20 protein-coding genes are annotated in these 20,972 nt (G+C 44.9%); 4 read left to right on the forward strand and 16 right to left on the reverse strand.

What is annotated here, in order from left to right:
* The first annotated feature begins 91 nt into the window (after positions 1–91).
* The 3 genes from ACFQ45_RS10535 to ACFQ45_RS10545 all read left to right on the forward strand — a co-directional run bounded on the left by ACFQ45_RS10535 (position 92) and on the right by ACFQ45_RS10545 (position 3,601).
* The gene (locus tag ACFQ45_RS10535; RefSeq protein WP_377367427.1) at positions 92–523 is read left to right on the forward strand and encodes a MerR family transcriptional regulator; all 432 of its coding nucleotides are present in this window, start codon (positions 92–94) and stop codon (positions 521–523) included.
* On the forward strand, positions 524–3,136 hold the full coding sequence (locus ACFQ45_RS10540) for a heavy metal translocating P-type ATPase (protein WP_377367429.1): 2,613 nt from the start codon (positions 524–526) through the stop codon (positions 3,134–3,136).
* 111 nt (positions 3,137–3,247) lie between these two features.
* Positions 3,248–3,601 carry a hypothetical protein gene (locus ACFQ45_RS10545; RefSeq protein WP_377367431.1) on the forward strand — a complete coding sequence of 118 codons (354 nt, stop codon included), beginning with the start codon at positions 3,248–3,250 and terminating at the stop codon, positions 3,599–3,601.
* Here ACFQ45_RS10545 and ACFQ45_RS10550 read toward each other — a convergent pair.
* Positions 3,585–4,793, reverse strand: a complete 1,209-nt coding sequence (locus ACFQ45_RS10550) for a sugar transporter (protein ID WP_377367433.1) — start codon at positions 4,791–4,793, stop codon at positions 3,585–3,587. The two genes, ACFQ45_RS10545 and ACFQ45_RS10550, sit on opposite strands and share 17 nt — an antisense overlap.
* Before the next feature lie 186 nt (positions 4,794–4,979).
* Here ACFQ45_RS10550 and ACFQ45_RS10555 point away from each other — a divergent pair, with 186 nt between their 5' ends.
* Complete coding sequence (locus tag ACFQ45_RS10555) at positions 4,980–5,726, forward strand: CLCA_X family protein (protein WP_377367435.1); 747 nt, start codon at positions 4,980–4,982, stop codon at positions 5,724–5,726.
* A 47-nt stretch (positions 5,727–5,773) separates the two neighbouring features.
* On the opposite strand, the gene ACFQ45_RS10560 is transcribed toward ACFQ45_RS10555, so the two are convergent.
* From ACFQ45_RS10560 to dinG, 15 genes are all read right to left on the reverse strand, one after another.
* Complete coding sequence (locus ACFQ45_RS10560; protein ID WP_377367437.1) at positions 5,774–6,853, reverse strand: alkene reductase; 1,080 nt, start codon at positions 6,851–6,853, stop codon at positions 5,774–5,776.
* 403 nt (positions 6,854–7,256) lie between these two features.
* Entirely contained in the window at positions 7,257–7,952 is a 696-nt protein-coding gene (gene yjjG / locus ACFQ45_RS10565) for a pyrimidine 5'-nucleotidase (protein ID WP_377367439.1), read from the reverse strand.
* A complete protein-coding gene (yjjX, locus tag ACFQ45_RS10570; protein WP_377367441.1) occupies positions 7,949–8,500 on the reverse strand; it encodes an inosine/xanthosine triphosphatase in 552 nt (183 codons plus the stop codon). The genes yjjG and yjjX overlap by 4 nt, the downstream gene beginning before the upstream one ends.
* A 78-nt stretch (positions 8,501–8,578) precedes the next feature.
* A complete protein-coding gene (gene aroC / locus ACFQ45_RS10575; protein WP_377367443.1) occupies positions 8,579–9,676 on the reverse strand; it encodes a chorismate synthase in 1,098 nt (365 codons plus the stop codon).
* Positions 9,677–9,684: 8 nt separating this feature from the next.
* Positions 9,685–10,593: a 50S ribosomal protein L3 N(5)-glutamine methyltransferase gene (gene prmB / locus ACFQ45_RS10580; protein ID WP_377367445.1), complete on the reverse strand. Its 909-nt coding sequence runs from the start codon at positions 10,591–10,593 to the stop codon at positions 9,685–9,687.
* Positions 10,594–10,647: 54 nt separating this feature from the next.
* Positions 10,648–11,397: an HlyD family secretion protein gene (locus ACFQ45_RS10585; RefSeq protein WP_377367447.1), complete on the reverse strand. Its 750-nt coding sequence runs from the start codon at positions 11,395–11,397 to the stop codon at positions 10,648–10,650.
* A gap of 116 nt (positions 11,398–11,513) precedes the next feature.
* Positions 11,514–12,434: a patatin-like phospholipase family protein gene (locus ACFQ45_RS10590; RefSeq protein ID WP_377367449.1), complete on the reverse strand. Its 921-nt coding sequence runs from the start codon at positions 12,432–12,434 to the stop codon at positions 11,514–11,516.
* A gap of 24 nt (positions 12,435–12,458) precedes the next feature.
* On the reverse strand, positions 12,459–13,253 hold the full coding sequence (locus ACFQ45_RS10595; RefSeq protein WP_377367451.1) for a DUF4892 domain-containing protein: 795 nt from the start codon (positions 13,251–13,253) through the stop codon (positions 12,459–12,461).
* Between the two features lie 26 nt (positions 13,254–13,279).
* Positions 13,280–14,140 (reverse strand): alpha/beta fold hydrolase, encoded by an 861-nt coding sequence (locus tag ACFQ45_RS10600; RefSeq protein WP_377367453.1) that lies wholly within the window; start codon positions 14,138–14,140, stop codon positions 13,280–13,282.
* A gap of 15 nt (positions 14,141–14,155) precedes the next feature.
* On the reverse strand, positions 14,156–14,638 hold the full coding sequence (sixA, locus tag ACFQ45_RS10605; protein ID WP_377367455.1) for a phosphohistidine phosphatase SixA: 483 nt from the start codon (positions 14,636–14,638) through the stop codon (positions 14,156–14,158).
* On the reverse strand, positions 14,628–14,909 hold the full coding sequence (locus ACFQ45_RS10610) for a DUF4389 domain-containing protein (RefSeq protein WP_377367457.1): 282 nt from the start codon (positions 14,907–14,909) through the stop codon (positions 14,628–14,630). Before ACFQ45_RS10610 ends, sixA begins: the two co-directional genes overlap by 11 nt.
* Positions 14,902–15,933 (reverse strand): NAD(P)H-dependent glycerol-3-phosphate dehydrogenase, encoded by a 1,032-nt coding sequence (locus tag ACFQ45_RS10615; protein WP_377367459.1) that lies wholly within the window; start codon positions 15,931–15,933, stop codon positions 14,902–14,904. The genes ACFQ45_RS10610 and ACFQ45_RS10615 overlap by 8 nt, the downstream gene beginning before the upstream one ends.
* A gap of 22 nt (positions 15,934–15,955) precedes the next feature.
* Positions 15,956–17,374: a protein adenylyltransferase SelO gene (locus ACFQ45_RS10620; protein ID WP_377367460.1), complete on the reverse strand. Its 1,419-nt coding sequence runs from the start codon at positions 17,372–17,374 to the stop codon at positions 15,956–15,958.
* 9 nt (positions 17,375–17,383) lie between these two features.
* Complete coding sequence (locus tag ACFQ45_RS10625; RefSeq protein WP_377367462.1) at positions 17,384–18,715, reverse strand: DEAD/DEAH box helicase; 1,332 nt, start codon at positions 18,713–18,715, stop codon at positions 17,384–17,386.
* 88 nt (positions 18,716–18,803) lie between these two features.
* Entirely contained in the window at positions 18,804–20,927 is a 2,124-nt protein-coding gene (gene dinG / locus ACFQ45_RS10630) for an ATP-dependent DNA helicase DinG (protein ID WP_377367464.1), read from the reverse strand.
* Between the last annotated feature and the right edge of the window lie 45 nt (positions 20,928–20,972).

The raw sequence follows: 20,972 nt of genomic DNA on the forward strand, positions 1-20,972 counted from the left end.
TCAATTTTTCAGGTGTATTCGCTATTCGACATTTGACCTATGTGTTACACAAAGGTTCTAAGATAGGACGAATGAAATAACAGGGGGCATTATGAAAGTCGGAGAACTGGCAAAAGCAGCAGGGGTTACCGGTGAAACAGTGCGTCACTACACTCGCGAAGGACTTATTCACTCTACGCGAAACCCGAATAATGGCTATCAGCAGTATGACGCCGCTGCACTGAAGCGAATTAGGTTTATTCAACAGGCACGTTTGTTGGGGTTTAGTCTAAAACAAATCGCTGAAATTTTTGAACAATCAGATTCTGGTGATTCTCCTTGTCCACTGGTTCGCGACTTATTGCGACAAAAAGTCCCCGAAACAAAACGCCAGATAGCAGAGCTTCAAGCACACCTCGCTAAAATGGAGGCGGCTCTCGCAACTTGGGAAGAAATGGAGGATGGCATCCCTAATGGCCACTCCATTTGTTGTCTTATCGAAGAATGGGAACAGGAAACAGATTGCTGTTCTAAGGAGCATTAAATGAGTGATGTTAACCAAACGCATCCTGTGGCACCGGATGCACCGAATATTTTTGAGTTCGATTTGAATGTCACAGGCATGTCATGCCAAGGCTGTGTCAGCAAAGTGCGACGGGCCATTAAAGAGAAAGATCCTAGTGCGGAAGTGGTCGGCACTCCTAAAGACAACCGCCTAGAAATCCAGACTCAATTACATGAGTCACAAATTGAAACACTCATTGAAGAAACAGGGTATGAACTACTAGGGCAATATGAGGTGCCTGCACAAGAGCCTGAGCCCGCCTTAACAACAACTAAAACAAGCAATGAGCATGCTCATGAACAAACTCAAGTGCAGCCTTCTGATGTCGTCAAAGAAGAGGGTGCTGAATTAAACAACGAAGACAGCATTCAATTACAACTCTCCGGGATTACCTGTGCTGGATGCGTGAACACCATACAAAAGGCCCTTGATAAGGTTCCTGGCGTACAACACGCTGAGGTAAATTTTGCCAGCCGAACGGCTCAGGTGCGCGGTAATCAAGGCGTTGACGCCTTGATTATGGCAGTGACCAATGTGGGCTACGGGGCAACACAGATTGTTGATCCTGAAGTAGCTCAAAAGGAGCGAGACGAAAAAGAGCACCAAGAGTTAGTCACAAAATTTCGTAATGCGTTTGCTGGGTTGGCTGTTGGTGTTCCTCTCATGCTTTGGGGGCTACTGGGTGGCTCTATGATGATCAGCACCACAATACAGCAGTGGACATGGGGCGCTATTGGCGTCCTGACCTTGGCTGTGATGGTGTTTTCTGGTGGCCATTATTATCGTAGTGCGTGGCGTGCATTCTTACATCGCAGCAGTAACATGGACACGTTAATTGCCTTAGGTACGGGAGCGGCTTGGGTCTATTCAATGGCGGTGGTGATCGCACCTACTTGGGTACCTGAAGCGTCTCGCCACCTCTATTTTGAAGCCAGCACCATGATTTTAGGTTTAATTAACCTAGGGCAAGCATTGGAAGTAAGAGCGCGAGGTAAAACCAGCCAAGCACTAAAACGCTTGTTGGATTTACGTCCACGTCATGCCACGGTCGTCCGGAATAATAGGTCTCAAACTGTGGCCATTAGCGACATTCAGATAGACGATACCATTCAAGTAAAGGCGGGTGAGAAGCTTCCTGTGGACGGCATCCTTTTATCAGGCGAATCCGTAATAGATGAGTCCATGCTAACAGGTGAACCCGTTCCCGTTGAAAAATCACAAGGGAGCAATGTGTCTGCTGGCACCGTCAATGGTAATGGTAGCTTTACCTATCGAGCCACTAAGATCGGTGCTGACACATTGCTTGCTCAGATCATTAACATGGTGGGAGAAGCACAGAATTCAAAACCGCCTATCAGTAAACTTGCGGATAAAGTTTCAGCTATCTTTGTTCCAAGCGTGATGTTAATTGCTACGGCTGCCGCATTGCTCTGGTTCAATTTTGGTCCATCTCCCGTTTCTGTAAACATGCTAGTAGCTGCGGTTTCTGTGCTGATTATTGCTTGTCCCTGTGCCCTAGGCTTGGCTACACCTATTTCAACTATGATTGGTATCGGTAAAGCAGCGGAGTTTGGAGGCTTGATTCGAAACGGTGATGCCCTGCAAAAGGCCAGTGAAATTAACCTAGTGGTAGTCGATAAAACAGGCACCATCACTGAGGGCAAACCGGTAGTTGATGCAACTCAGTACCATGGTGAATTATCCCAATCAGAGGTTCACGGTGTTATTCAGGCCTTAGAGAAGGGTGCCAACCACCCGTTAGCAGAAGCCTTACTTAACTATGTTGAGGTGGAAGGGATATCTGATGTATACGCTGAAGCGCAAGTGAAGAATTTCAAATCCATTACAGGACAAGGTGTTTCTGGCGACATCAATGGGGAGACGTATTTACTGGGTAATGGGAAGTTAATGCAGGACAACCATGTAGATCTTTCCAAAGTCACTGACTTGGGCCAAGGCTCACATGTCTATGTTGCTAAAAATAAAGACCTATTGGCTGTATTTAATATTACAGACAAGGTTAAATCCGGTTCGGCTAATGCAATCCAAGCGCTACATGATCAAGGGATAAAGGTCGTCATGCTAACCGGTGATAATGAGCAAACCGCTGCAGCCGTATCAAAAGAAGTAGGCATAGATGACTTCAAAGCTGAGATGCGCCCTGAAGACAAACATGCTCACATCAAATCTTTGCAGCAACAGGGGTTTGTAGTCGGCATGATCGGTGACGGTATTAATGATGCCCCAGCATTGGCTCAAGCTGACGTAGGCTTTGCCATGGGAGCTGGGACAGATGTGGCCATGGAAAGTGCTGACATTACCCTCATTGGTAATGACCTCAATAATGTGGTGAGTGTTATTGCTGTGAGCCAAGGGACTCTAAACAATATCAAGCAAAACCTTTGGGGGGCATTTGGCTATAACGCCTTAGGTATCCCTGTCGCTGCGGGTCTGTTATTTCCATTCACAGGATGGCTACTCAGTCCGGTGATCGCTGGTGCTGCAATGTCACTGTCATCCATTACTGTGGTACTAAATGCCAATCGATTACGCTTATTTAAGCCTTCAACAACGCCAACTAAAGGAGACTAATCATGGATATTTTAATCAATGTACTAGGTGTTGCCTTAATGGGTTTCATAGTTTGGTGGTTTTGGCTTAGCGACTCTCGCTAAGCCCAGTCGGCTAAAAAATGGAGCAGATATGTCTAAATCCGCTTTTGAACATACTGTTAGTTTGACGTTTAAAACAACAGATCAGACACAAGAGGGCACTTGGTCCCTAGGGAATTTGAAGGAGCTGTTTAAAGCATTGCCCAGTGCAAAGGTCAAGTCTTATAAACCTCGCACTGGTAAGCTTGCTTTCAGCTATGATGCTTCGATTATAACGTTAGAAGACTGCTTAAATACCTTAACAAAGGTGGGGCTAGAAGTTGATCGCTCTAACTTTATAAAACGTTGGTATTTTTCTTTAGCCACCATGAAAGATGAAAACATTCGGGCAAACGCAAAGCACGTACCTCACTGTTGCAGTAAAGCCCCTAATGTCCGCCGCTAACCGCAACCTGTTTTAGTCCCAGCTTGGTAATGTAGTAGATTACCAAGAGGGACAAACAGGCCACAAAAGCACCCGCATAAGTCGTATAAGCAATGCCAGCACGTTCAATGACAACACTGCCAAGTAAGGCTCCAGCGCCGATGCCCACATTAATAATGCCTGAATACAGAGACATGATAATGTCCGAAGCACCTTCATCAATCCCTAATACACGGGCTTGCATAGATAGCGTCGTCAAAATTAGTGATGCCCCCCAAACCACAGTGACAGCAATCATCAACCAGGTAATGTTCGCCGCCAACCCAAGCACTAACATACAGACCGCTAAACCTGCAGCACTGCCAATCATTAACTGATTACCGTACTTTTCACCAAAGTACCCAAACGTTGTACTACCAATGATACCCGCTAAACCAAACGTTAAAAGCACCCCAGTTGTCATTGAATCAGAGATATTTTCAAAGGTTTTCAAAAACGGTTCTATGTAGCTATAAGACGTATAATGGGCGGTAAACACCAATAAAATCGCAAAATAAATGGTGAACAATATCTTATTGGTAAAAACAGATTTTACCTTACTACCTAAACCCGTTGTGGTCATACTAGGCAGAGGTGGCAACAAACGGAATACCGCAACGGTAGTGACAAATGCCGCAATACCAATGGCTTCAAACGCCATTCGCCAACCAAGAGTCTGTCCAATAAGTCGACCTAAAGGAACGCCCAATACCATGGCCATCCCTGTCCCCGTGGCTAAAACACTCAAGGCGAAATTCATCTTACCTGGAGGCGCAACACGGATTGCAATGGATGCCGTAATGGACCAAAACACCGCATGGGAGAATGCCACACCAATGCGACTGATTAACAAACTCTGAAAGTCCCAAGCAATGGCAGAAAATCCATGACTCAAAACAAATACCGTACATGTGCCTAATAGCAGACGTTTCCGCTCCATTCTGCTGGTGATCAGCATCATAGGTAGTGACATGAGTCCGACAATCCAAGCATAGATTGTCAGCATCCAGCCTGTCTGCGAGGGCATAATCCCAAAGTCAGATGAAATATCAGACAACAAACCCACGGGAACAAACTCAGATGTATTAAAAATAAACGCACAAAATCCTAACGCAAATACCCTTAAGTATTGAACGTAACGCGGTGTTTCTGAGTGAGGAGGTAATTGAGTCATTAATACATCCGACAGTATCTGGTTTCAAAGGAGCGCCTATTCTTCATGTTTTACACGAAAGAAAAAGCGGTCAAATATGAATCAAATTGGTAATCACACGATGCGCAACACAGTCGTATCGTTTAACATCTATTTCATACTATTTTCGCTGAATTTCTATAGGTCCCCGCCACTTTTCTGCTTATTATGATTGCATCCCATCAAATTCCATCATTTGTTAGCATTCGTCGTCAGTTCGATTTTAAAGGAATTGAAATGGGGCGCTGGGTCACACCAGAAGAACGGGATAGAGCAGCCATTAACTTTCATAATGCCCTATGTGATCTCCAATCTGCTTTATCAGGAACGACACATTTAATATCTCTAAGAGGCACGCTGGGGTTGCAATATGGCAAAGGTGGCCGACCTGGAGTGTCTGCTCATTATGTGCCGGCCATGAGAAAGCTGTCTTTAGCAAAGAATGCGGGGGCAGGAAGTCTTGCCCATGAATGGTTTCATGCATTTGACCATTATATGGGTGAGAAAATGTTTCCCATTGCTGACTCACAAGCCTTCGCTTCAAACATGTGGCTTAATGATTATCCCAGCGGTAAACACCCATTAAATGCCTTATTAGGTGAATGCTTTGCCGCCATCATGTTATCTAATGACGGTAAGCAACCTAGTGACTTATTTACTGTCTCACGGGATACGGATGATCGCCTAGGGGTATTATATTACTCACGGCCTGAAGAAATGTGCGCCCGAGCATTTGAAGCCTTTATTGAAGATAGCGTGCCGCAAAATAAGTTTTTGGTACGTGGATCCATTCATTCTGATGAAGCCAAGCTCGGGCTGTATCCTAAGGGTCAACAACGACTGATTATTAATGAAATGTTTAACCAATACTTTGGTGTGCTAGGAGCCGCTCTTCAGCGAGAGGTTATGATATAAAAAAGCCGGACTGATTGTCCGGCTTTGATTAGTTCATTTAATAATGATTAGGCAGATTGCAAAGTAGGGTAGTCGACGTAACCTTCAGGACCTGATGTATAGAAAGTATCTTGGTCTGGAGTATTCAATTCGGCACCTTTTTGAGTACGCTCTACAAAATCAGGGTTCGCAAGAATCGGCGTACCGAAAGCAACCGTATCAGCATCTTTGCTTTCAATAGTAGCGCTCGCTTCTTCAGCAGAATAACCCATATTCACCATTAAATGCCCTTGGTAATGATCACGGGCGACTCGAACCACATCCGCTTGCTGCACACCAAAAAAATCAGCACGCATAAGATGCAAATAAGCCAAATTAAACTTATTCAGATGAGTTGTTAAATACTCGGTCCAAGCAACAGGGTCACTGTCCTGCATACTTTGGAAGCTATTAAGGGGCGAAAGGCGCAAACCAACACGGCCAGAACCAAATACACTGGTCACAGCTTCAATCACTTCTGTTAAGAAACGCGCTCGGTTTTCAAAGGAGCCGCCGTATTCGTCAGTACGCTTGTTACTGCTGTCACGTAAAAATTGGTCAATCAAGTAACCATTGGCACCGTGGATCTCTACGCCATCAAAGCCCGCGGCTTTAGCGTTTTCTGCGCCTTTACGAAAATCCTCTACGATCGCAGCAATAGCTTCTTTAGTTAGGGCTTCAGGTACTGCATGGGGCACTTTGCCTTCTGGCGTATGAATCTCGCCATCAATAGCAATGGCACTTGGTGCCACTGACGGCTTGCCATTATTAAGGGCAGGATGAGCAGCGCGACCTGGATGCCAGATTTGCATGAAAATCTTACCGCCAGCAGCGTGTACGGCATCAGTGGTTAATTTCCATCCAGCCACTTGCTCAGCACTGTAAATGCCAGGATCGTTGCCAAACGCAGAAGTGCCTTCAGTCATCATTGTACATTCAGTAATCAACAAGCCAGCAGAAGCTCGTTGTGAGTAATATTCAGCCATTAATTGATTAGGCTGATGATCAACAGCACGACAGCGTGTTAATGGAGCCATGACGAATCGATTTGATAGCTGAACATCACCAAGAGCCACAGATGTAAACAGTGCTTGCGTAGCATTAGACATTGTTAAATCCTTAAAAGTTAATTTATCGATAACTAATAGATAGGACGATAATGGAGGAATTCAACACGGTGCAAGATTTATCCTAAGTTTGTGCTGTTGAACTCAGGGTGTGAATGGTACTGAGACTAGGAATAGTGAGTTTATAAAGGGAGCCAATGGCGAGCAGCATAATGAATCAATGCAGTTTCAATACAGCTCAATAAGAGAAAACTCTTAGGACAAAGTGTCAAATACAGAGAGATTGAACTTAAAATGGCTTATTTCGCTATTTCCGATAATAACATTTATCGGAAATATCAGAACTACTTTCGTTGTGCTCAGCTAGGCAAAACCTCTATTTGTTGAATTCGCTTCTTCTTAAGGCTTTTACAAGTTTAAAGCTGTGTTGATCAGTCGCGAATGTCTAGTTACGGCCTTTCAGTTTGCGAAGTAATATTTCCAGATTAGGAACTTCATACGTGGGCATTACGTGTGGCTCTACTTCAATGTTGTGATGATTCAACCAGACAGTATCAATACCGGCATTATTACCACCAAGGATGTCTGAGGCTAAGGTGTCGCCAACCATTAAGATGTGCGGTTTGTCTTGTTCCGTTAAGCCATGTTTGGCCATGGTATGCTCGAATACCTTGCTATGTGGTTTTGCGTACCCAATCTGCTCTGAAATGACTATGTGGTCAAATGCATCCCGTAAGCCCGTCTTTTGCAGTCGACGCTCTTGTAACGCGGTAAAACCATTGGTGATGATTGATAGAGATTTCTGTTTAGATTTCAGATAATCGATTAAACCCAATGCCCCTGGTAAAGGCTCACAGAGTAACGCCATGCTGTCTAAAAACTGCTCATTTAATACACTTGGCTCCACAGACAACTTATCTGCCCAACCCTTAAAACGCGTTATCTGAAGCGTATTAGCGTCTATTAAGCCGTCTTGGTATGCTACCCAAAGTGGCTTATTCGTCGCTTGATATACTTCAAAATGCTCTTTAGTAAATTCCACATCGTACATTTGAAACATGTGCTGTAGACCTGCATAAGCATCAAACTTAAACAGGGTTTCATCGGCGTCAAACCAAAAGTGACTGTATTGATCGATCATTGATATATCTCTTCATGCATAAAAGGCGCTAAAGCAAGTATCAAGGCCTGCATGTAGACACTTTCACGGGTTTCAATATGGTTAGTCAGGACACCGATCGCGCCGCCCTTTTGTCTTATATTGTGCTCATTAAACACATCATCCATCACGTGTGCCAGCTCTTCACCTTCAACTAGGCGCTTATAAATGCCACTTGGTAGCGGTAAATTGGCACTTCGGCCCGTGATCATTTTGCCATTTTTATCCCGTACGGTGACGTAGGCAAAGGTTGCTGGACCTTCGTCAAATAGGTCAACGCCCCCTTCCATGGCAACATAAAAATCAAAGGATTGTTTCTTATCATGATGAGCACAGTGGGTTGCTCTATTTTGCGCCCCAAGCTTGGTTTCAGCTTCATTCATAGGCTGATCAGGAACCCCGGAGGGGGCGCTTGTCGTTTCACAATGTAATGCACGACTGGGAAAAGCTTTCGCAAATGCTTTCATGGCCGCCCCCTGCTTTACAGGATTTTGCGAGCCTACTTGTATACGAATAACGACATTAGCCATCTGAGTTCTCGATCCGTAAGAGTTGATATCATGTGGTTTTAAAGACAAAAAAGCCGCTCGGAAGCGGCTTTTAAAACGTTATGCTTGCCCTTTTATGATCGGGGTCTCGCATGTCACGTCAGCATTTTGCCCACGATGACGTAATAAATGATCAATCAAGGTTAAAGCCAACATGGCTTCTGCAATCGGTGTGGCACGAATACCGACACATGGATCATGACGGCCCTTAGTAATCACATCGATAGACTCGCCTTGGCGATTGATACTTTTGCCTGGCACCGTGATACTGGAAGTTGGCTTAAGTGCCATGTGCACCACAATGTCTTGTCCAGAAGACAATCCACCAACAACACCACCAGCATGGTTACTTAGGAAACCTTCTGGAGTCATTTCGTCCCTGTGTTGAGTGCCTTTTTGTTCAATCACATCAAAGCCATCACCAATCTCCACACCTTTAACGGCATTGATGCCCATCATGGCTTTTGCAATGTCCGCATCAAGGCGATCAAACACGGGCTCACCCAGTCCAGGCATGACATTTTTTGCAACCACTGTAATCTTGGCACCAACAGAATCCCCCTCACGTCGCAGGTTCGTCATGTAGGTTTCAAGCTCTGGAATCGCATCAGGATCAGGGCTAAAAAAGGCGTTTTCATAGACCTGTGATAAATCTTTAACGTCTAGCTTGATCGGACCAAGTTGTGACAAAAAGCCTTGAATTTCGATGCCATAACGCTGTTTTAGCCACTTTTTAGCGATGGCACCAGCCGCTACACGCATGGCCGTTTCACGAGCAGAAGAACGACCGCCGCCACGATAGTCACGGAAACCAAATTTCTGATCATATACATAATCAGCGTGAGCTGGACGGAAGGTATCTTTGATATTGCCGTAATCTTTAGAGCGTTGATCCGTGTTACGGATTAGAAGTCCGATCGGTGTACCGGTGGTTTTGCCTTCAAAAACGCCAGACAGAATTTCGACTTCATCAGGCTCCCGGCGTTGTGTAGTATGCTTGGAAGTACCTGGTTTTCGAAGGTCTAAATCACGCTGTAGATCGGCTTCTGTTAGTTCTAAGCCTGGAGGGCAGCCGTCAACAATCGCGCCTAGAGCCAAGCCGTGGCTTTCACCGAATGTTGTGACTTTAAACATAGTTCCAAATGTATTACCAGCCATGTGTCAGGTTACTCTTGTTGTAATGTCTTTAATTCTTCTTTGGTGAGAACGAATACACCGTTACCACCGTTTTCTAGCTCAACCCACATAAAAGGTGTATCTGGGTAGGCCTCTTGCAACGCGACTTCTGAGTTTCCGACTTCATAAACTATGATGCCATTGTCGTGCAGATAGTCCCCTGCTTGTGTTAAAAATTTACGGGTGAAATCTAACCCGTCTACCCCTGATGTTAACGCTAATTCTGGTTCGTTATGAAACTCTTCAGGAGCCGATTCATAATCTTCTGCATCCACATAAGGTGGATTACAGATAATGAGGTCGTATTGCTTACCGGAAAGACCATCAAACATATCAGACTGGATAGCCGTGACGCGGTCCTCAACCTCATGCATAGTAATATTCTGTTGAGCTACGGCTAGTGCCGCATCACTAAGATCTGTGATGTCCACACTAGAGTCTTCGAAGGTTAACGCCGCAGCGATACCTAAACAACCGGATCCTGTGCACATATCCAGTATGTTAAGTGGATATTGTTGTAGCCAAGGCTGGAATTCATTTTGAATCAAAGCCATGATCGGTGAGCGTGGAATCAAGGTGTCCTTCGTGACTTTAAACGGCAGCCCCATAAACCAAGCTTCACCAAGTAAATACGGTAAAGGTTCGCGTTGATTGATACGAACATCAACGAGCTTAAGGATATGCTTTTTTTCATTATACGTGAGGCGGCTATCCAAAAACTCTTTATCAAAGTCCAAAGGCAGAGTCAGCGCACCAAGCACCAATTGAACCGCTTCATCCCATGGGTTATCTGTACCATGGCCGTAAAATATATCCGATCGACGAAAACGAGAATAAGTCCAGCGAATGAAATCTTGGATGGATTCTAAGTCGCGAACCGCGGTTTGATGTTTACTCATGACATTCAATCTTGCTACAAAGAGGCGTATTATACCGATAAACCCATATTAGCTCTATCGCTCAGCCCCTTTGTTCTGCAGGGATTTTGCGATTTCCTTTAGCTCAAGTACCGTGCTTTTTACCTGTTGATCGTATTCTTGAGTCTTACTTTGTTGCAGCTGCTGAATTTGACTCTGGGCAGACTTGTTCGCATCAGTGAGCAGTTCTATTTTAATGTCTTGTTTAGCAAGATCTACTTGGGCTTGATGTAACGCTGCATCAGCTTCCTCTAACTGCCGCTTCATAGCCGCTAAGTCAGATTCTAAAACTCGAGTTCTGGACAGCATGCCTTCATTTTGAGTGGTTAACTGCTGATTGCTCTTTTGTTGCTTCTCTAAGGCTTCCTTTAATTGATGGTTTTCAATTGTTCGTTCTTCAAGCGCTATTTGGCTTTCGGATAAGGCCTCGCTCAAAGCGTCGCTTCGCCCCTCTAAAGAAGCCTTGCGCAATGATAACGACTCTTCATGTGCACGTATTTTTTCGTCTAACACTACTGAGACAGCTTTGATTAAATCTCGATTAAAACGGTCGATACAAGGCTCAATGCTTTCAGCCAGATCTGATAATTCACTCGCACTTTGTTCTCTATAGGCTTCTTCCCATTCAGAGATAGCATTTAGCAATGTTGTATTGGAGCACCCTCTTCCATCTAGTTTTTTGAAGTACTCACTCAGACGAGGAATATTTGGAAAGGTGTTTTCTGAGATGAGATGCCAACAGGCTTCTATGATCTCTTCTTTAGCGATATTAGCTTTACGTGCCATGAATAACAGCTCCAACGTTAATTTGATCTATTAAATAAATAGTTTATCAAATAGATCATTATTTATCTATTGGTAAGATCTCAGGTCGATTTTATTAAAGCCATAAAAAAAGGGGCTTATTGCCCCTTTGGAAATGAAAAGTGTTTTGTCTCTGGCTGCTCGTATTCATCCAGTGCTTTCATGGCCAGATCGTAGCCAAAATCAATCAGCTCTTTGGATCGCCAAAATTCATAAAAACTACAAGTATCTTTTGGAATCGAGATTAGGACATCAGGCGGGTAACCAGCAATCTTGTATTGGGTTAAAGATTCCTGCATGGTTTCAAACATCATGTTAATGGTTTGAATTCGCCCCCAGTTTTGCGGTTCATAACGCTTTTCAGGAATGCCTTCAGAATCCTTTCCCTTACCAAAAAAGTTTTTAACATTGGACCACCACTCTGGCTCATCATCCTGTTTGATAAATTCTTCTTCTGATAATTCTTGCGCAGGTCCGTTTAAGTCCACCGCGATGATGAAATCGGCACCGGCCGATACTGTAGGAATGATTGGCAAGGGATTCAGTACACCACCATCCACATAAACTCGACCGTTTATCTGTATAGGTGTAACTATAGAGGGCACAGCAGAGGAAGCTCGCATGGCTTGCATTAAGCTGCCTTTTTGAAACCAAAATTCCTTCTGGCTTAAAATATCCACGCCGATGGCCGTATAAGGCAACGAAAGGGACTCTATATCAGCATCGCCTATCATGGATTCGATGACTTGAAAGTAACGATCACCACTGATGTAACCACCTCTAAGTACCGCCATATCAAGAAGCTTAAGCACATTAAATTTGTCTAATGTCTCCGCCCATTCTTGATATTCCTTGAGCTTGCCTTGAAGGTAGATTCCACCAATAATGGCACCGATTGAGCACCCTGAAATGGAAACTATTTCATATCCTTTTTCCAATACAGCGTTGATAATCCCTATGTGTGCATGCCCACGTGCCGCACCACTCCCTAAGACTAGGGAGACAGTTTTCTTGCTCATATCACCTCCTTGTGATGTGAAAAGCTATTTAATACTAACGAAAATAACACGGTTGACCCCATAAGCTGGATTACCCATATTCGCTAAATTAATGAAACGAAGTAAACGACGCTCATCAGGATTAAGCCCATCTTTTAGCATCTCAATGGACTTGTCACCTGTTATGATCGGGTTGCCATCTCGATTGTCTGACGTCACAAACGCCACAATATTGCTCAAATCAGACTGTTCTCGAAGAAAGCTACGTATTCGCGGCACATCAGCAACATTTAATTGGGCCAATATATTTGCACCAACCGCATCACTCCCTTTTGGCACAACTTCATCAAGACGAACCATGACATCACCTGCACCGCGACGATTAATATAAAGTACCCAATAATGATTTTGGGCATCTTTAAGAACTTTTAGTGATTGATTCTGGTCCGCACCGTAAAGCAAATATTCGTTAAAAAAGTTGTTTGCCCAAGCATTGGAGCTACCACAGTTACGGCTTTCACATTGAAACAAAACAGTGTTGCCTTCAATGCTGGCAAGTGCCTCGTCATAAAAATCCACTACTTCATTTAATGGTACATTACGACCAATCTTATAAAGAGTCTGAAATGATTGCCCATCTATGCGTTCCACGGATTCTGGCTCCCATCCACGACCTGAGCGATAGATCTTAGCGAGGGGCACTTCGATAGAGGAGCTTTCGACGGGTTCGCTTTTTATAATTTGCGCACCTCGAAAAACAGGCACTTCAGTAACGGCAGCATAGGACAAGGTCGGAATTATAAACAAGGGTGCCAATGCAGATCTAAATAGTCGGGACATAATCAGGACTCCTCACCAAATACTTACTAATTTTGGTCTATAAACCGTCTAATTTCCTCTGCAACGGCTTTGCATGTATTTGGCTCTAAATGAAAATGATGGCCACCTGGTAACCACTTAAGTTTAATCCAGGGAAACGCAGTAGCGCGCTTCTTAACCAATTCTTTATTGTTTTCATAGACACCATTATCAGCAACAAGTGCCAAGGTAGGACATTTTATGGACTGAATAAATGACTCGACAGCAGCTTCATCCATACGAAACGGTGAAGGAAATGAGAGCTTGTGATCAGATCGCCAAACCCATTCACCATTTTTCATGATCGAACCTCGCTCAACCAGAGGCTTAGCCGCTCCATGTGACAATTCAGTAAAACCACGCATCCTAGCCTGAATAAGGTCTTCTTGGGAGGGATACCGGGTATATCTATCTGCCCGGGTTTTTAGCATTTTCTGGACCGCCCGCTGCATAGTGGTCACACGCTCATCTGCCGACGCGGTCAAAGGGCCCATATTGTCGAGGATTATTAACCCTCTTACTTTCTCTGGAGCAAGTGCTGCGACCAACATGGCGACCGCTCCCCCCATACTATGCCCTACTAACCATGTACTTTGAGTAGAGGCATTTAACACACTAATAGCATCTAGGGCATGATCCCATAAATGATAAAAACTGCCATCTGGCTTATGATCAGACACCCCATGGCCAGCCTGATCAATAGCAGTCACATTGTATTCGCACAATTGAAGAGCAATATTATTAAAACTGGCAGCATTATCGAGCCAACCATGAAGCATCAAAACACGTAGAGCATTTGGATTGGCTGACAACCATTGCTGCGCGCCTAACTTAATATGGCCTAAGTTATAAGCCGTTTCATTACTCATAACAGTCCCATCAAATTATGGATTTGCTGGCGACAGGGACCAGCGATACTGACAGCAAGCTGTAGCAAAAAGCTCTCCCTCAAGAGCTGCGAGTGTTGCCGTTTGCATTGAAAAAGTCGGCGGCAATGGCTGGTCAGCAAGAAGATCTACTAACTGATATGCAAAAGGCTGATGAGTCACCAACAAGATCGATTGATAAGGTAAATCATTTAGCCAAAGCGCTACATCCAGCGCCTTAGCACTAGGGGTAATAGTTTCTAAAGTCGTCGGTAAAGTAGCAGTCCCTAATACTTTTATAAACTCATTAGCGGTTTGCTGAGCCCGCAAAAAAGGACTGACAAAAATTGCATCAAAGTCTTCAGTGGTCTCAGAAAATGCCTGGGCGGTTTGACGCACTTCTTCATATCCAGCCTCTGTCAAAGCTCTTGAGCTATCGTCCTGATAACCAAATGGCTCAGCATGGCCATGACGCATGATGTAGAGTCGTTTACTCTGCACGCTTGTCACCTTCTGGCCAAGGTTGAAATGGGAAAGGCTTCTCTTCGCTACTGAAAGCTAAGAAAGCCAATACTTGCTTCATGAAAGCGGAGACAGATCGCAGCCAAGCGCCGAGTGTCACAGGCTCATGCTTTGAGCCGAAACGTATCAAGGTGACGATAATCAGCAAAAAGCCGAACAAGGTAAATGCCACATTGAGTAGACACCAATAAATCAACATAAAAAGGATACGCAACCAATATCCCTGATCTGAATAACCCGGCTTATCCATTATGATTTTCTCCAGTCGTTGCAAACTCTACATCCCATTTTTGTTCGCCAGTCATAAGGCCACCAATCAGGGATTCCAAGCTCGCGTTTTCAAAGATCAACTTATACAGACCTTCTGCTAACGGCATGTACAGTTGATGTTTATGTGCTTCTTCTACCACCATGCGAAGTGTATTAACACCCTCTGCAACTTCACCTATGGAGCCCACTGCTTTTTCTAGCGCTTCTCCAGAACCTAGGGCGAAGCCTACACGGTAGTTTCGACTTAGCGGGGAAGAGCATGTCGCAATTAAATCGCCCATCCCAGCAAGCCCTAAAAATGTCATTGGGTTTGCACCGAAGTGCACGGCAAACCGGCTCATCTCCGCTAAGCTACGGGTCATGATCATTGCCATGGTGTTCTCACCTACTTTCACAGCCTTAGCAAGACCACACACTATGGCATAAATATTCTTTAACGCACCTGCCAGCTCAACCCCAGTACTGTCTTGGTTCTCATAAACGCGGAAAGTCCGAGACTTTAATAACTCTATCACAGTACCTCGAAGAGGAGCATCGTCGCTGGCAATAACAGAGCCAGTCAGCTGTCCTGCAGCAATTTCTTTGGCTAAGTTAGGCCCACTGAGGACACCAATTCGCTCTGTCACACCATTACGCTTGAGGATGTCACTCATTAATTCGAAGCGATTGGGGTTGAAACCTTTGGTGGTGCTGATAAGGATTTTTTCAGGTGTGAGCAAAGGGCGAATGCGTTCGACCACTTGCTCAAAAGATTTAGAAGGAATAGAAACAAAAATTGTATTACTAGCACGAATGGCTTCTTCTAAATTACTAGTCGCCAGCAACTCTCTATGCAAAGGAGCATTGGGTAAATAGCGGCTGTTAAGGCCCGTTAGATTGATCTCTTCAACCTGCTCCTCATTACGCATCCATTGGCTAACTTGATGGCCATTTTGAGCCATAATATTGGCAAGAGCAGTACCAAAACTACCGCCCCCCAAAACACAAACTGATTGCTTGTCCATAATATATAGGCTTACCTTATGGTTACGACGAGCAGCTAACTTCTAAGTCACGCCCCCAGTCTGGGGCGCGCATAGCCAGAGCTTCGCTGGCCGCATGCTCATCAAAGGGATTTTTTAATACGTTTAAAAGCTCTCTAAATGGCAGGTAGTTTCCCGCCTCTGCCGCTTGAATGGCTTCATGGGCTAAATAGTTGCGCAACACAAATTTGGGGTTAACTTGTTTCATTTGAGCTGAAACGTCATGCTGGTCTCGGCTATCTAAGCGGCATGTCCAGTAACCCTTCAACCAGCCTCCCATGGACTCCCGATCAACCACTTCGTCAAGAAGAATTTCCGGCGTTTCTGGGGTCACCGAGCTGAGCAACCTAAAAAATATAGTGTAGTCAAATTTCTCTTTACGAAGAATAGAGAAAAGCTGCTGAACCAGAGGCTCTATGTCAACCTCTGAGCTAAGACCCAGTTTGGCTCTCATCAGCTCATCATAGTGGCGTTGAAGTACAGGCTCGTAGCCCTGCAATATTTCAATCAATTGCTCTCGTGACAAGTGACCAGAAAAGCAACGCATAAGACAATTTAGATTCCAAAGCCCAATTCCCGGCTGTCGATCAAAACGATAGCGGCCTTCATAATCCGAATGGTTGCAGATCCAACGATCATCATAATCTTCCATAAATCCATAAGGACCATAATCGATCGTTTCACCAAGGATAGAAAAGTTATCCGTATTCATTACTCCATGCTGAAAACCGATGCTTTGCCATTTTGCCACCATTTTCGCAGTACGACTTACCACGTCTTTAAGCATGGAAATGATAGGTTGCTCTGATTTCAGGGCATCAGGAAAGTAGTGCTCTAGGGTGTAATCAATGAGTTGCTGTAGCTGCTCTGTTTTCTTATGAGCAAAGAAATATTCAAAATGACCAAAGCGAATGTGAGTGCGAGCCGTACGAACCAGCAAAGCGCCAGGTTCGGGTTGCTCACGGTACACGGCCTGTTGGCTGTCGAATAGCGCTAGAGAGCGAGAGGACGGCACACCCAGAGCGTGCATGGCCTCACCTGCCAAGTATTCACGAATGGAAGATCGCAGAACAGCACGGCCATCGCCACGACGACTGAAAGGAGTTTGCCCTGCCCCCTTCACATGAATATCGTGCAGCTGACCGTTTGAATCTTTTACTTCCCCAAGCAGTACGCCTCGACCGTCGCCGAGTTGAGGGGAAAAGCCACCAAATTGGTGACCGGCATAGACCATGCTTAAGGAATCCGCTACGGGCACCTCACCGTTAAGCTTGGCTTGAGTGTCTTTGTCACTTAGGTCAATTCCAAGACTTGTTGCCAAGTCCTTGTTTACCTCCACTATGCGCTGTTCAATTAAAGGCTGAATCTTAGTATGAGCTGAAAATTCAGCGCCTAGTTGCGCATAGTGATGGTAAAGCTTCATGAAACCTCGTTATTTTTGCTCGATCATGTATTCACAACGAATAGAAGCACCGATAGTGGCTTCTATTTCAGGAATCATGAAAGCGTCATCTTCGCTGGCAAAGCTGACGGATTTACCCATTTCGCCGCCGCGACCGGTACGGCCAATACGGTGCACATAATCTTCAGGGTCTTCCGGTAAAGTATAGTTCACCACTAGCTCGATGTTGTCTACGTGGATTCCTCGACCAGCCACATCCGTTGCCACCAACACTTGAATTGAGCCGTCTTTGAACTTAGCCAATGTTTTCACACGTTTATCCTGGCTCACTTCACCGGATAAAATCGCACAGTTGATCTTGGCGCCTTTCAGCTTTTCATATAAATCTCTGGTTTCGTCACGGCGGTTCGCAAAAATAATCGTACGCTGGCCATCATTACCTTCAATCAAAGATTTTAGTACCGGCCATTTCTGTTCCGCTTCGACCGTGTAAATAACCTGATCAATGTTTTTGTTGGTCGTCTCTTTTGGTACTACAGAGACTTCTTTTGGATGGAAAGTCCACTGACGAGCAAGTGCTTGGATATCTTTCGGGAAGGTCGCACTGAACAACATAGTTTGACGTCGCTCTTTGTGAGGCGTCATGCGAATAATGCTTTTAACATCCGGAATAAAGCCCATGGAAAGCATGCGGTCCGCTTCGTCCAGCACAACACACTCAACTTTATTGAGCATTACTTTCTTATTACGCGCAAAATCCAACAAACGGCCCGGCGTCGCAACCACTAGGTCAACGAACTCGGTTTCCAATTGAGAGCGCTGTTTGTCGTAATTCATGCCACCCACTAAAGACACTACATTCAAGTTTGTATTTTTAGTGAGTTTTTCTGCTTCATCTGCGATTTGCAAAGCCAACTCTCGAGTCGGAGCAATAATCAAACCGCGAGGGAAATTATTAGGACGATCCTCGTCTGCAGGGTAATCCAAGAAATCACTGACCATAGCAATCAGGAACGCAGCAGTTTTACCGGTACCCGTTTGCGCTTGACCAATTAAATCGTAACCTTGCAAGGTAGCTGGCAAGGTCGCAGCTTGAATTTCACTGCAGTACTCAAATCCCATTTCTTGAATGGATTTCAAGACACGATCAGGCAAGTTGAAGTCATGAAAACGTGACTTACCCTCTACTGGATCTACTTTGAACTGATCAACGGACCAAAGCTCACCACTTTTTGCGTCTTTGTTAGCCTGAACGTTTGCTTGGTTATCGCTTCCACTATTTTTGTTGTGTTTACGACGGGGTCTACGCTGACGTTTTGGGCCCTTAGAGGTTGGGCGTGTGGCTTCTTGCTGTTTATCCATGTGGGAGTCTTTCGTCTCTTTTCATTGGTAGTTTAATAACGTGGCACCGAGTGTACCTAAATGCCCCAGTTTTATCATCTTTAACTTACTAAATCTGTCGATATGGAGGCAAACTAGCGATTAATTGTCCCCCGTATCGTTTAGTACGAAGTCGTTTATCCAATATATGGATTTCCCCTTCATCTGTCTCACTTCGCAACAATCGGCCAGTTGCCTGAACCAATCTCAAAGAGGCATCAGGAATGGTTATTTCCATAAAAGGATTCCCGCCCCGCTTTTGAATCCACTCTGCTAAGGTTGCTTCAACAGGGTCATCGGGTACAGCAAACGGAATTTTTGCGATATAAACTCGGGTAAGGTATTTACCGGGCAAATCCACCCCTTCTGCAAAGCTTGCAAGGCCAAATAGCAAGCTACCTTTACCAGCATCAATGGCATCCTTGTGTGCGTCTAGGATAATCCGTTTCGATTGCTCACCTTGTATTAACAGCAATTCTTTGAGGTCATCTTTTAAACCAGCAGCCACCTCTTCCATTTGACGGCGGGAGGAAAACAGCACTAAAGAGCCAAGGTCTTTTTCGATGTGATCATTAAAATACTTCACCAACTCTTTAGTATGTGCCTCCGCATGATTTGGCTCAGCGTCCATACTCGGGACGACCAAGGTTCCTTTATTGGCAAAATCAAATGGACTGATAACCCTTAGATACTCACTTTCCCGTGGTACCCCCGAGCGCATGTTGAAACGATGAAACTCATTCAGTGCCGTCAATGTGGCTGAGGTAACAACCGCACCAAAGCACTTGTCCCAGAGCTGCATACGCAGCGTATGGGCGGCTAAGATGGGGGAACCACCCAGCTCTACATCTTGTTCAAGGCCTTGGCCCACTAAAACAAGCCATCGGGCATTAGGGGGATAGGTCTGATCATCAATAGCGGAATAGAGCTTCCAAAGCTCCACACAGGCTTCAAGACGCCCTAAGATGACACCTAAGATTGGCAGCCAATTTTCAGCGGTTTCCTCCGTGATCCCCATGCCTTCATTTTGCTTTACCTTTTTACATTCATCCTGAATGGTTTCAATCTGCTTGTAGAGCTTTTGGTAAGACATAGTAAGGCTGTATGCCAGCTGGCGTAATTCATCAGGGATAACACCAAATTCAAAACGGTGCTGACGCGTATCTTCGTCCAATCCCAACCCTTGGATAAAGGGTGCGATCCCCTGCTGCACGTACTGTACAAAGTTGATCGTGCTTTGTATTTGCTGGGGGATTTTTAATAAGATCTGCCCCGACAAACTGACTTCGTCCGTTAGTTCCTGACGGAAATTTATAAGGTTTTTGTCTAGCTGCTTAAGCCAACTGATACTTTGTTGCAGACGCACTTCATGTCTAAAGTGACCTATGGCCTTGTCAGGTAGATGATGTCCTTCATCAAATACATAGATGGTTTCTTTGGGGTCTGAAAGAATGGCACCGCCACCCAATGATAAATCCGCTAACACCAAATCATGGTTAGCCACTATGACATCTGCAATTTCTAGTTCACCTCGGGCCTTAAAAAATGGACAGGCGGAGAAGTTAGCACAATTACGATTTGTACATTGTTGATGATCAGTGGTGAGACGACGCCAATCATTCTCACGAATGATGCCTTCCCAATTATCTTTGTCTCCATCCCACTCACCGTCGCGAAGCTTATCATCCATTTCCTGATACAGGGTGATATTGACATCATCCGCCGCCAGATGTTGTTCAAACAGGCCTGCGAACATATCCTCTGTGGATTGCTCTTCAGCACCCAGAAAGCTCTCAAGGTTGTTTAAGCACAGGTAACGACCACGACCTTTAGCGAGGGTATATCGGAAACTATAATCCGTATGCTCAAGAAGACTTGGCAGCTCTTTATGTAAGATTTGCTCCTGTAAGGCAACTGTCGCAGTAGAGATAATTAGCTTAAGACCCTTATCCTTCACAATCGGAATCGTTGAAAGACAGTAAGACAAGGTCTTACCTGTACCGGTGCCAGCCTCGACCACAGCCACATGCTTTTCACCTAGCCGCTCACCTTCGGTGCCCTGTTTTATATTGCCAAGGGTCCGAGCAATGGTCGCGATCATATGACGCTGTCCCACACGGGCCTTGTGGCCTTTTGCCTCTAGATAATCTCGGTAGGCTTGCTGAATTTGATTCTTTATCTTGTCTGAAAGCATTTAATTAGTTGAGCTATAGATGATTAGCTGTATATAATAACAGTA

This window comes from Rhodanobacter aciditrophus, assembly GCF_042679525.1.
Classification (GTDB): Bacteria; Pseudomonadota; Gammaproteobacteria; order Pseudomonadales; family Marinomonadaceae; genus Marinomonas; species Marinomonas aciditrophus.